This is a genomic window from Psychromonas sp. 14N.309.X.WAT.B.A12 (assembly GCF_030397575.1).
Taxonomy (GTDB): Bacteria; Pseudomonadota; Gammaproteobacteria; order Enterobacterales; family Psychromonadaceae; genus Psychromonas.
On record NZ_JAPNXS010000001.1, the window covers coordinates 355,584 to 367,857 of the forward strand.

Genomic DNA, 12,274 nt, shown 5'->3' on the forward strand with positions numbered 1-12,274 from the left:
TATAAGCTAAATAATAAGCTTTGTTTGATTAAAGGTGTGAGCTACCTCTTAATAATCGACTTGCCAGTAGTATTGTATTACAAATTAAACGTTGATGTTAAATTAATAAATTGTGAAATTATCTAATAATAGGGATTGAAATAATTAAAGGAGGGTAAAAGAAAGGTAAAGTGATCACTTGATTACTTTACCTATTATAAAGCGAGTAAATAGATTATCTTGCTTTTCGAGCTTTATTTTTAGCTTTTCTGATTGCGGAAGGTTTATTTTCAGCTTTGCGTTTTGCAATTAGTTGATTACGCTCTTGTGTTGCTTTATAGCGGCTTTTCTTAAAGGCTTTTCCATCTTCTTGTACATCAACTGCACTATTAAACTCATAACCAGGGTAGACAATTCGCTCGAACTGGCGACCAATTAATGTTTCTATGTTATCTAAGAATTGCTCGTCTTTAGGGCTAACCAATGAAACAGCATGACCACTTTTACCAGCGCGTCCAGTTCTACCAATACGGTGAACATAATCTTCAGCTAAAAACGGGAGGTGGAAGTTAACTACATGCGGTAAATCTGGAATATCTAAACCACGTGCTGCTACATCAGTTGCAACCAGAACACGAACACTGCCTTCAGCAAATTGTTGAATCGCTTTATTACGTGCACCTTGTGTCTTATCTCCATGACATAAAGCAGTTTTAATACCATCAAGTTTCAGCTCTTTAGCAAGTATATTAGCGCTCTCTTTAGTGCCGGCAAATACTAAAACTTGCTTCCAGTTTTTAACACCAATTAATTCAGATAATAGCTCACGTTTACGCGCTTCACTGACCCAGTAAACTTGTTGTTTTACTTTACCAGATGTTGAGTTTTGCTTTGCTGTCTCAATATTTTTTGGTGTATGTAAAATTTGATTAGCAAGAGTTTTAACTTTATTCGAAAAAGTAGCAGAAAACATCAGTGTTTGATGTTTTTGTTTAATGATTTCGGTGATTTGTTGTATGTCCGTCAAAAAGCCCATGTCTAACATACGATCGGCTTCATCAAGTACTAAGTGTTTAATGTGTGCTAAATCAACTTGCCTCGCATTAACATGCTCGATTAATCGACCTGGTGTCGCAACTAGGACATCAACACCTGTTTTTAACATCTGTGTTTGTGGTGATATATTTGCACCACCAGTGACAACGCCTGATGTTAATGGTAAAAATTGACTATATTGTTTTACATTTTCAGCAACTTGTAATGCAAGTTCGCGGGTTGGTGTTAAAATTAATACTTTAATGGTGCGTGAAGAACCAATGTTCTCAGGCTGGTTCTTTGCTAAAATATCCAATAAAGGTAGTGTAAAGGCAGCTGTTTTACCGGTACCTGTTTGCGCACTTGCTAATATATCATGACCTGCTTTGATCATTGGAATAGCCTGCTGTTGGATCGGCGTTAGTTTTGAATAACCACATGCTTTAACTGCCTTTAATAGATTTGCAGATAAACCTGCTGCATCAACACTCATATTTATGTCCTAAATTTATACACTACAAAATAATCGCGCAGTATAACAAACTCTGTTTTGTAATGTTATGAAAAACAAAGATTGATCGGAACTAAATGGGAATGAACTGAGTGTAAAATATTTCTGATTAGCTTGCTTTGGTAAGATATTGATAACATAGGTTTTTATATTAGATTATCTGTTGTAATATAGATCAATCATTTACCATTAACTTGCCCTTTAAAAGGAATCGCTATGCCTAATCCTATTACGGTGATTAAACCTAATATGTTTTATGAAAAAATTGAACAACAACATAGCTTTGTGCTTAATGTTGTTGCTTCATGGTGTTCTGATTGTACTCAACAGCAAGAAAATATTAATCGTTTAGTAGATACGTTAGATGCAAAACTAGCAGTGTTTCAATTGGTTGCACAGAAGACTAAAGGCGCTTTTATTGATCAACAACATCAAGATTTAGTTGATGAGCTTGGTGGGCATGGTTATCCTCGCACAGTATTAGTGATAGCTGGTAAAGTGTTAAGCACGGATAATGTAGAAGTTATTAAACAACAAGATTTAATTAATTTAGCGAATAAATTCAACGCATTATTAAGTGCTTAAAGGAACCCTTAAGGAATTGTATGTCTGCACCAACAACATTACCTGCTGAAAAAAAAATGGCCGTTATATTTCGTATGGAGCCTGGGTCGTTGGGGCCCGATGGCTTACAATATATCGAAGAATTTTGTACATTTGCGCAAACCCAACTGCAAGCTTGTGCGGCTTATTATCTTAATTTTTTTATTGAAGCACGAATTGATAAAACATTACCAGAGATGAGTTTTGTATTAGGTAACAAAAGTTTAAATCAAACGCAAGTTGAGAAATACTTAGCACTATTTGACGAAGATTTTGCACATTTTGAAGATCAGTTAGAAACCAATTTAGAAGCAATTGTAGATCAATTTTTTGGTCGTTAATGCATTAAACACCTTATCCACTATCGAATAAGGTGTTTAATAATTTTGTCTAGATTCACCTGTTAGGTGAATAGTGATTTATCAAGGTTGCTACTGTTTGTCAGCTGGAAAAACCACACCTGTTTGCTGTCGAATTTCTTCTATAACTTGAGATGTTTGCAATGCTCGCTGCTCCAACACAGGGTTAATCTGAGCTTGTTTGATTTGAGCAACAAAAGCCAATGCTTCATAACACATACTGTTATCAGATTGTGGCTGCGATAGCGTTTGCTGATCTTCCCCTTTGTTGTTTTGGTAAACAACATTAAAACACTGCCCAACATGCTCTATTAATAAAGAGCCTGACTCTCCTTGAATTTCGCTTACTTGGCTTGAACCAGATATTTTGGAATGATCGATGGTCACTGCAAAGTCTTGATAATCTAATATGGCACTGCCACAACCATCAACACCAGATTCAAGCAATGTTGCTTGTGCTTTAATTGTGTTGGGTTTACCGAATAGAGCACAGGTTAATGCAACACAATAAAAGCCAATATCCATGATCGAACCATTAGAGAATTTCGGGTAGAACGTATTAGGTTTATCTCCTGCTAGGTAAGCTGGGTACCTTGATGAGTATTGGCAATATTGAATGTGGGCTTTACGAATTTTGCCTAAGCACGGCAAGTTATCTTGTATGACCTTAAAGTTTGGTAAGTGTGCTGTCATGTAGGCTTCAAAGAAGATGACATTATTATCTTTAGCTGTTTGATATAAATCTTGTGCTTGTTCAAAAGTAGAGCTCAATGGCTTCTCACAGATTACGTGTTTACCATGCGCCAACATCAATTTACTTTGTTCATAATGCAACGAATTAGGGCTTGCAATGTAAACCGCATCAATCTCTTTTGACATGGCTAAATGTAATAAATCATCAAAAGACAACGATGCATTAAACTTATTCGCAAAGGACTTCGCTCTTTCAAGTTCACGCGAATAGACTCCATGAAGCTGCATAACTTGATCGTGATTGTTTGGTGGATTATTAGTACCTTCAATAAACTTTTGTGTAATCCAGTTAGTGCCGATCACTGCAAATTTAATCATCATTCAATCCTGTATAAAAATACTGTTAGTGACCATCAAGATCACACATAAACCAAGGTTAACAATAAAATCGCATCGAACAAAGTAACAAAGTGTGATAAAAATACCGGCTAATTATCTGAACCATAAAAGAATAACCTAATGCCATTACCTGCTAATCAACTTATCGACGATCTCGCATCAGCATGCCAAATCAAAGCCTCTCAAGTTAACAGTGCCATACAATTATTGGATGATGGCAATACAGTCCCATTTATTGCACGTTATAGAAAGCATTTAACTGAATCGCTAGATGATAGTCAGCTGAGACTATTAGAAAGTAAGTTAACCTACTTTAGAGAGCTAGCATCACGAAAAGAGAGCATTATTAATGCTATTGAACAGCAAGGTAAATTAACGACAGCCTTAAAAAATCAAATCCAATCCATTAAAGATAAAGTTACTTTAGAGCATTGTTATGCGCCTTTTAAAATATCACGAATAACGAAAGCGAAACTAGCAGAGGATGCTGGTTTAGGGAGTTTGGCAGAACAACTTTGGCAATCACCGAAACAAGACCTAAGTAAATTAGCTGCTCGTTACATTAATGTTGCTAAAGGTTTTGAGAGTAAAGAGAAAGTGTTAGCAGGGGCATTGGCCATCGCTATCAATAAAATAGCACAGGATGTGAAACTACAAAGCATGTTAAAAGATCATCTTGTTGAACAGGCTGAACTGACTTCCACCGTGGTAAAATCTAAAATTGATGACGCTATTAAATTTAAAGATTATTTTGATTTTAGTGCTCGTTTAAATCGTTTACCAGCGCATAGAGTATTAGCTATGTTACGTGGTAAAGCAGAAGGCTTCTTACGTTTAAAAATTAATCCAGATCCTTTTCAAAAACATAAAAATGCCTACAGTTATTGCCAAACTATGATGGCAAAACAGTTAGGTATTTATCTTGATAAAGAAGACCATGATTCATGGCATAGGTACGTTATTGATAATGCTTGGCACACAAAGCTATTACCGAGTCTAGAAAAACAGTGCTTAGTACAACTCAAAGAGCAAGCTGACATTGAAGCCATTGAGCAATTTGCTAATAACCTAAAAGCCTTATTAATGGCGTCTCCTGCGGGTGCTAAAATAACGTTAGGGTTAGACCCTGGCTTTAGAAGCGGTTGTAAATTAGCTGTGGTTGATCAAACGGGTAAACTATTAGCGACTGAAACTATTTACCCTCATCAACCACAAGCGCACATTGATAAGGCCACACAGGTAGTGACTAGGCTAATTAACCAATATAAAGTGGAATTAGTCGCCATTGGTAACGGTACAGCCTCTCGAGAAAGTGAACATTTTATTGCTAATATCATCAAAGAACTCGGTTCTCCAATTCAGGCTATTTCGGTCAGTGAAGCGGGGGCTTCTGTGTATTCTGCTTCAGCTTTAGCAGCGCAAGAGTTTCCACAATTAGATGTAACTTTACGTGGCGCGGTATCTATTGCTCGTCGTTTACAAGATCCATTATCGGAATTAGTGAAAATTGAAGCGAAAGCGATTGGCGTCGGTTTATATCAACATGATGTTAATCAAACTGCGTTGGCCAATCGATTACAAGCTGTTGTGGAAGACTGTGTTAATAATGTAGGTGTTGATTTGAACACCGCATCCAGTTGTGTGTTAGCTCATGTTGCTGGTTTGAATGCCAGTTTAGCGAACAATATTGTTGCTTATCGTGAAGAAAATGGACGTTTCAATTCAAGACAAGCACTTAATAAAGTACCTCGTTTAGGTGCTAAAGCTTTCCAACAGGCCGCTGGATTTTTAAGAGTAGTAGACGGCGATAATTGCCTTGATCAAACCATTTTGCATCCGGAGCAATACTCACAAGCAAAAAAATTAGCGGCTCATAATAAACAAGCGTTAGCGGAGATTATTATTGAAAAACAAACGTCTAATTTAACTTTACCTCCTGCGAACGATGCACAAACGCTTGAACAATATAAAACGATTTTAGCAACCTTAACTTTAGCGCGTCTCGATCCAAGAGAAGAGTTTAAAATGGCAAGCTTTGAGCAATCAATTAATAAAATTAGTGATTTAGAAGAAGAGATGGAATTACAAGGGGTGGTAACTAATGTTGCTAATTTTGGTGCTTTTGTTGATATAGGCGTACATCAAGATGGTTTGGTACATATTTCTATGTTGACTGATCGTTTCGTGGATGACCCTCATAAAATTGTAAAAGTAGGGCAGATCGTTAACGTTAAAGTCGTCAGTGTAGAGATACAACGAAAACGTATTGCATTAACCATGAAACACGTCAGTCAGCCTAAGAATTAAGTCGAATTACATTATGAAGTTAAACAAACGTTTATTATCTCTTTCTGAAATGGTGAATGAACCTTATGATTTGGTATGGGACTGTTGTTGTGACCATGGGTTATTAGGTTTTAAAATTCTCGCTGGTGGACTTATTAAACAACTGAATTTTGTTGATGTAGTCCCAGAAATTACGGATAAACTGGCATTAAAATTACAGCAACATGGTCACCATTTACCTGCAGATGTCAGATGGAAGGTGTTATGTCAGGATGTAAGTGAAATTAAGTTAGCAGAATCAGCATTGCAGTTACCCATGACGGCTAAACAACTAGTAATTATCAGTGGTATAGGCGGAGACTTAATGATTGATATAATGAAACGCCTTGTGACGACTTGTAAGGACTTGCACCTTGACTTCCTTTTATGCCCTGTACAACACACCTATAAATTACGTAAAGTATTAAGGGAATTAGAGTTCAAATCAAAAGCTGAACGTTTAGTACTAGAGAACAAACGTGGTTATGAATTATTGTTAATAAGCCAAATAGAAGGGCAAGCAATCAGTTTAACAGGGAGTGATGGGTTATGGAAAAGTCATCCATCCGCTACGATTTACCTTAAAAAGTTGATGACTCATTATCAACGCAGTGTCATTGCTGATAAACATAATCAATTAAATCAATCAGCCTTAGATGATTACCGTCGTGTTGAACAACGATACTTATAAAAATACTTCTGTTTAATCAAATAATACGCTAATAAAAAAAGCCACATAAAAATATTATGTGGCTTACTGTTTTGGTTAAGCTAGATTTTAGATGCTAGATGCTAGATGCTAGATGCTAGATACTAGATACCTAGAGCTTGACCACCGCCAATTTGGATTGTTTCAGCAGTAATAAATGCCGCATCTTTACTTACTAAGAAAGAGATAACGCCAGAAACATCTTCAGGTTGACCTAAACGACCCAACATGATGCTATCTTTCCATGACGCAAATACTTCTGGTTTAGTTTCTTTAATTTGTGCGTGGAATGGAGTATCGATAGTACCTGGAGATACTGCATTTACACGGATGCCTGCAGGTGCTAATTCTTTAGCAAGTGCACGTGTTAAGGTATGGACAGCTGCTTTAGACGTACCGTAAATACCAGCGCCTGGGCCACCAGCGTTCCATGCGGCATTTGAAGTGTAGTTAATGATTGAACCACCTTCAGCTTTTTTCAAGAATGGAATCGCTGCGCGAGAAACAAATACAGCACTATCAAGGTTAAGTGCCATTACAAAACGGTAAAACTCAGTTGTCATCTCTTCGATTGGACTACGACCGCCTAGACCACCAGCGTTATTAACAACAACATCAATTTGACCATATTTATTACCAATTGCAGTTACATTTTCTGTTACTGCAACGTCATCAGTTACGTCAAAACCGTAGTATTCAGCTTCGATACCTTCAGCTTTAAGCTCAGCAACACGTGTTGCACCGACTTCATCTTCGATACCGTTAAGTACTACTGTGTAACCATCTTGACCAAGGCGTTTAGCTACTTGGAAACCAATTCCACCAGTTGCACCAGTGATTAAAGCAATTTTTTTAGACATATTTATATTCTCATTGACTAGTTAATTGATCGTTATGCCAGAGGCACGAAGGAGGCGATCAACAATGTTATAAAGAGGTCCTTAATTTATTATTAAAGTTTGGTATTAAAGAAGAAATTGTTTTCTATATTCACAATGTCAGTCTTGTTACTTTATAACCTTGGTGATCACCTTTAAAAGTTAATTGATATAAAGCATTCGCTGTAAATACATATCAATCTAAATCACGGTGTTATTGTATTACAAATAATGCGTTTGTAAAATCGTTTATCAAACAATAATAAGGGTAAATTAATCTAAAAATACGTTTTAACTACTGTAATTTTTGATCTAATGATGGAAGGTGAATTGTAATCAGATAAGTTATATTATTAAATTAATCTATCTTTATTATTTTATGTTATTGATTTTTATGATATTAATGTTATTCGTTGTTTTGTTTTTTAACTTTTTCTTTGACAGTGTGTTGAATTAACTTAGTTTAATACATGGATAAATATAATGATTTATAAGCTGTTTTGTATGATTTAATTAAGTGCCAAATTGTGATCGACACCTCATCACTCTATACTCTATTTGTTGTACATAATGCATTAATTTAAGTTTTTATTTTAAGTTATTAGAGCTTTTACCTCCAGATATGTGAGCAAATGTATTGTGAGAATTTAATATTTAGGTAGCTTTGTTCCCATTCAATTTTTAAGCCTCTCCCTATAAATTATCAATAAATCGATGGGTTAGTATGATGTGCAGTCAATGTTGAGTATGATGCCGCTTCATATTATTTCCATGTATAACCTCATTCTGGTTAACGGAAGCGAAACATGATTTAAAATCAGGTAGTTAGGTTTTTATTAGGCTGTAGGTAGTTCAAGTAAATTATTTAACGTAGAAATCTGCATAAATAAGAATTTTGCCTCGCTTTTGTTATCCAGTATGGAGGATATATAAGTCGTTATTTATTTAGAGATTGTTATGCAGTTATTAAAACGTGTTGTCCATCCGTCGATCACAGACATCAATTTAACACCAGAACACCCCGAAAGTTTCACTCGCCTTGCAACACGAGCTATTGTGATTAAACAAGGTAAAATTCTGTTAATGTTCACCGAGCGTTATAATGATTACTCTTTACCAGGTGGCGGTGTCGATCTGGGGGAGGCAATAACAGAAGGTTTAGAGCGTGAATTATCTGAAGAAACTGGCGCACAACAGATTACAAATATTCAGCCTTTTGGTTTATTTGAAGAGTACCGCCCACATAACAGTGCAAAACATCGCTCTGAATGCTCAATTATGCACATGCTTTCCTATTGTTATACTTGTGATATTGCTGATCAGCTTGCAGAAAATAAGTTAGAAGATTATGAAGTTAAGAATGGTATGCATGTACGTTGGGTAGATATTGAAGAAGCCATTCAACATAACTTGCATACCATTGAGCACGACCCAAAGCAGGGCCTATCTATTCAACGTGAAACTTATTTAATGCAACAGATTAAACAGCGTTTACTTTAATGATTACAAAGTAAGTGTCAGAGCATGATTAAAACATGCTCATAGCTCATTTAGATTGGCTAAAATGTTTGCTGCTTTTTCTCTAATAACGATTTTTTGGCCGTTATCTATTTTGTCCCAATTTCGCACTGGAAAGGACATTCTTGGATTTTTGGAAAACTTGTCATAGTGCTGGTCGATAAAGTTCCAATATAAACTGTTAAGAGGACAGGCATCGGCACTGACTTTTTCTTTTACCTTATAACGACAGTTTTTACAGTAATCACTCATTTTATTGACGTAATTACCGCTAGCGGCATAGGGTTTGGTGGCAATCCAGCCGCCATCTGCAAATAAAGCCATGCTTCGTGTATTGGGGAGTTCGACCCATTCAATGGCATCAATATAAATTCCCAAATACCATTCATCTACTTGCTCAGGAGCGATTCCTGCTAATAACGAAAAATTACCCGTTATCATTAATCGCTGAATATGGTGTGCATAGGCATGCTCTAAAGATTGTGAAATAGCACTCTTCAGACATTGCATTTTCGTTTTCCCGTCCCAAAAATATTTTGGTAAATCTCTACTGGCAGAAAGCACATTTTGAGATGAATAATCAGGCATATTAACCCAATACATACCTCTTACATATTCACGCCAACCAATGATCTGCCTAACAAAACCTTCAATTTGAGGTAAAGTGATCGCCCCACGTGAATGTGTAAATGCATGTAATGCAGTTTGCACCACTTCCATAGGATTAATCATTTTACAGTTCAAGGAAAAGCTTAAACGAGAATGGTATAAGCTCCATGAATATGGTGAGTTAACTGTCATCGCATCTTGAAAATTACCAAAGTTTGGTAATTGATGTTCACAAAAATAGTGTAATAATTGTAGCGATTGTTGACGATTAATTGGATAGTCCACTTGTTCAGAGGATTCACCTATGGTTTTAACTTTGTGTGCCTCAATACGTGTTAAATAGGATTTTGCTGGGTTATCAAAAATCAATGGACGAGGGATCTTTTTAAGGTCCGATACACTAAATGATTGGCGATTATTCGCATCATAATTCCAAGCGCCACCTTGTGGTTTGCCTGCTTCCATCAATATATCAAAGCGCTTCCGCATAAAACGATAGAAAGTTTCCATTCGCACATGTTTTTTAGGCGTAAAGTGTTCTCGTAACTGCTCAAAGGGCAGTAAAAAATGCTCTGTGTCCTCCTCAAACATAGGTAAAGTGATTTGCTTTGACATCTGATGTAGTTGATCTCGTAAACGATACTCATCAGGTTGCTGGTAGTGGATTGCCTCACAACCATATTGCTTGGCCAATGCCGTTAATAGATCAGGTAAATCTTGATATTCATTGGTCTCATCTAAAGTGAGGTAACACACTTGATGACCCTGCTTCTTTAAATGATCTGAAAAGTCTGCCATAGCTGCAAAGAAGGCGGTTATTTTTTTAATATGATGCTTAGTATAATCAGCCTCTTGTTGTAACTCTGCAATGATATAAACAACATCATTATCAACTTGTTGGAACCAACTGTGTAATGGGTTTAGTTGATCGCCTAATATTAATTTAAGCTGTTTTGCTTTCATTAGTTTTCCTTGTCTTGTCTGCATTATACTTGCTTAGTTGATGTTGCTTTATGGCGACGACATCGCTCCGAGCAATAACGCACTTGTTGCCAGTTAAGTTGCCATTTCTTGCGCCAATTAAATGGCTTATTGCATGTGACGCAAATTTTGCTTGGTAGGAACGGTTTGTTATGCATCTTATTGTTTACTCTTGGTAGAACGAGGGCGACGCTTTCGCACATGTTTAGCCACAATACGTTGACCCTCTTGTCGTGTGTCAATCCGTTTACGAAAACTCCATAATAGATCGCGTGCAATTTTTCCTGTTTGTTCAATATCAACCATAGGCTCAGGGTAGCTTTCGCCTATCGTAAATTGATAAAGCTGCTGTTCCATTGCTGATAAGATCCATGGAGTATGAATAATCTCATTGGGTATGTCGGATAGTTGAGGGAGCCATTTTCTGATGAAATCACCGTCGGGATCTTTTTCTTGAGATTGTTTCACTGGGTTATATACGCGGATTATATTGGTCCCAGTGACGCCTGATTGCATTTGAAATTGCGGATAATGAATACCAGGCTCAAAATCCAGAAACAATTTAGCGAGATATGTAACACCCAATCGCCAATCCACTAACAAATGGTGACACAAAAAGCTGACTAACATAGCGCGCATTCTAAAATTGATATAACCGGTTTTCATTAAGCAAAGCATGCAAGCATCAACTAATGGGTAGCCAGTTTGTGCATTCTTCCAACGTGCTAACCTTGTTGTTACAGATAGGCCACAATGTTGCTCAGGGTAATCAAAATGGTGATAAGCCGCATTGAGGTGACGCCATTGCATTTGATGCTCACTTTCAAACTTTTGAATAAAGTGGCAGTGCCAATGCAAGCGCGATGCTAAACCGTCAATGGGTTTTTTCCAACCAAATTCAGGACGCTTTTGTAAAATAGCCTGATAGCATTGTTTTAAACTAATGTTCCCCCAAGCTAGGTAAGGTGATAAGCGAGAGCAACTTTTGCGGCTTGCTAAGGGTTTAGAAATATTAAAGTGGTAATGTTTCCCTCGTCCGCCTAGAAATGAGTTGAGTATTTTATGTGCCCATTGCTCTCCACCAGTTAGCATTGATGGATCCATTATCAGCCAATCATCGGGTAGTGTTGCTTGTGGTAATGCTATTAGGGCTTTATTAGGCACTAAATTATGTGTAGAAAGTTTTGGTGAAGTGAGTTCGCCTTTGATTACTTTACGCCACTGTTTATCCCAACCTTGTCTATCTTTTCTGGCACGAACTACCGCACCAGTCGGTGTTTCATGCCATTGAACTTTATGTCGGTTACACCAACTTTTTATTTGTTTATCCCGTTCAAAGGTGACTAATAACCCCGTTTCTTCGTGGCTAAAGAGTTGTTTAATAATAAATTTTTTTTGTATCTCATCTAATGCCGCTACAGCATCCCCAAAGAAAACATAAACTTGCGAATTAAATGCCGCGAGTTGTTGATTTAAATCTTGTATTGATTGCCATACAAAACGCCAATGGCGAAGATCATAATGTGGATCATTCACCAAGCAAGGTTCAAATACGTAATAGAGTAAAGTTAAACCAGACTCAACAGAAGATGCTAAGGGTTGATGATCACTCAATCTTAAGTCACGCTTTAACCAAACTAAGTTAATGGCTTTACGTTCTATTATTGACACGTTA

General features: G+C 36.8%; 11 protein-coding genes. 5 read left to right on the top strand and 6 right to left on the bottom strand.

Annotated features, from left to right (window positions below):
* Positions 1–214: 214 nt before the first annotated feature.
* The gene (locus OW492_RS01595; protein ID WP_290037980.1) at positions 215–1,507 is read right to left on the bottom strand and encodes a DEAD/DEAH box helicase; all 1,293 of its coding nucleotides are present in this window, start codon (positions 1,505–1,507) and stop codon (positions 215–217) included.
* 234 nt (positions 1,508–1,741) lie between these two features.
* Between OW492_RS01595 and OW492_RS01600 the strand changes: the two genes are divergently transcribed.
* Positions 1,742–2,110 (top strand): periplasmic thioredoxin of cytochrome c-type biogenesis, encoded by a 369-nt coding sequence (locus OW492_RS01600; RefSeq protein ID WP_290037982.1) that lies wholly within the window; start codon positions 1,742–1,744, stop codon positions 2,108–2,110.
* 20 nt (positions 2,111–2,130) lie between these two features.
* Entirely contained in the window at positions 2,131–2,469 is a 339-nt protein-coding gene (locus OW492_RS01605; protein ID WP_290037983.1) for a hypothetical protein, read from the top strand.
* Between the two features lie 90 nt (positions 2,470–2,559).
* Here the strand turns inward: OW492_RS01605 and OW492_RS01610 are convergent, their stop codons facing one another.
* Complete coding sequence (locus tag OW492_RS01610; protein ID WP_290037984.1) at positions 2,560–3,561, bottom strand: Gfo/Idh/MocA family oxidoreductase; 1,002 nt, start codon at positions 3,559–3,561, stop codon at positions 2,560–2,562.
* Between the two features lie 138 nt (positions 3,562–3,699).
* On the opposite strand from OW492_RS01610, the gene OW492_RS01615 reads away from it, so the two are divergent.
* Together OW492_RS01615 and OW492_RS01620 are read left to right on the top strand one after the other, a co-directional pair.
* Positions 3,700–5,886 carry a Tex family protein gene (locus OW492_RS01615; protein ID WP_290037986.1) on the top strand — a complete coding sequence of 729 codons (2,187 nt, stop codon included), beginning with the start codon at positions 3,700–3,702 and terminating at the stop codon, positions 5,884–5,886.
* A 13-nt stretch (positions 5,887–5,899) separates the two neighbouring features.
* On the top strand, positions 5,900–6,595 hold the full coding sequence (locus tag OW492_RS01620; RefSeq protein WP_290037987.1) for a tRNA (adenine(22)-N(1))-methyltransferase TrmK: 696 nt from the start codon (positions 5,900–5,902) through the stop codon (positions 6,593–6,595).
* Positions 6,596–6,717: 122 nt separating this feature from the next.
* On the opposite strand, the gene OW492_RS01625 is transcribed toward OW492_RS01620, so the two are convergent.
* Positions 6,718–7,473 (bottom strand): SDR family NAD(P)-dependent oxidoreductase, encoded by a 756-nt coding sequence (locus OW492_RS01625; protein WP_290037989.1) that lies wholly within the window; start codon positions 7,471–7,473, stop codon positions 6,718–6,720.
* 975 nt (positions 7,474–8,448) lie between these two features.
* Between OW492_RS01625 and OW492_RS01630 the strand changes: the two genes are divergently transcribed.
* Complete coding sequence (locus tag OW492_RS01630) at positions 8,449–8,991, top strand: NUDIX domain-containing protein (RefSeq protein ID WP_290037990.1); 543 nt, start codon at positions 8,449–8,451, stop codon at positions 8,989–8,991.
* A gap of 39 nt (positions 8,992–9,030) precedes the next feature.
* Here OW492_RS01630 and OW492_RS01635 read toward each other — a convergent pair whose 3' ends face one another.
* From OW492_RS01635 to OW492_RS01645, 3 genes are read right to left on the bottom strand one after another with little or no spacing between them, the layout of a single operon-like run.
* Positions 9,031–10,581 (bottom strand): cryptochrome/photolyase family protein, encoded by a 1,551-nt coding sequence (locus OW492_RS01635; RefSeq protein ID WP_290037991.1) that lies wholly within the window; start codon positions 10,579–10,581, stop codon positions 9,031–9,033.
* 23 nt (positions 10,582–10,604) lie between these two features.
* A complete protein-coding gene (locus tag OW492_RS01640) occupies positions 10,605–10,802 on the bottom strand; it encodes a DUF2256 domain-containing protein (RefSeq protein WP_354669210.1) in 198 nt (65 codons plus the stop codon).
* Positions 10,759–12,270, bottom strand: coding sequence for a deoxyribodipyrimidine photo-lyase (locus OW492_RS01645; protein WP_290037995.1), 1,512 nt, complete (start codon positions 12,268–12,270; stop codon positions 10,759–10,761). The genes OW492_RS01640 and OW492_RS01645 overlap by 44 nt, the downstream gene beginning before the upstream one ends.
* Positions 12,271–12,274: the final 4 nt, after the last annotated feature.

Bases quoted from the DNA above. Each gene is read 5' to 3' on its own strand.
- OW492_RS01595 (WP_290037980.1), bottom strand. From the start codon at position 1,507: ATGAGTGTTGATGCAGCAGGTTTATCTGCAAATCTATTAAAGGCAGTT.
- OW492_RS01600 (WP_290037982.1), top strand. From the start codon at position 1,742: ATGCCTAATCCTATTACGGTGATTAAACCTAATATGTTTTATGAAAAA.
- OW492_RS01605 (WP_290037983.1), top strand. From the start codon at position 2,131: ATGTCTGCACCAACAACATTACCTGCTGAAAAAAAAATGGCCGTTATA.
- OW492_RS01610 (WP_290037984.1), bottom strand. From the start codon at position 3,561: ATGATGATTAAATTTGCAGTGATCGGCACTAACTGGATTACACAAAAG.
- OW492_RS01615 (WP_290037986.1), top strand. From the start codon at position 3,700: ATGCCATTACCTGCTAATCAACTTATCGACGATCTCGCATCAGCATGC.
- OW492_RS01620 (WP_290037987.1), top strand. From the start codon at position 5,900: ATGAAGTTAAACAAACGTTTATTATCTCTTTCTGAAATGGTGAATGAA.
- OW492_RS01625 (WP_290037989.1), bottom strand. From the start codon at position 7,473: ATGTCTAAAAAAATTGCTTTAATCACTGGTGCAACTGGTGGAATTGGT.
- OW492_RS01630 (WP_290037990.1), top strand. From the start codon at position 8,449: ATGCAGTTATTAAAACGTGTTGTCCATCCGTCGATCACAGACATCAAT.
- OW492_RS01635 (WP_290037991.1), bottom strand. From the start codon at position 10,581: ATGAAAGCAAAACAGCTTAAATTAATATTAGGCGATCAACTAAACCCA.
- OW492_RS01640 (WP_354669210.1), bottom strand. From the start codon at position 10,802: ATGTGCGAAAGCGTCGCCCTCGTTCTACCAAGAGTAAACAATAAGATG.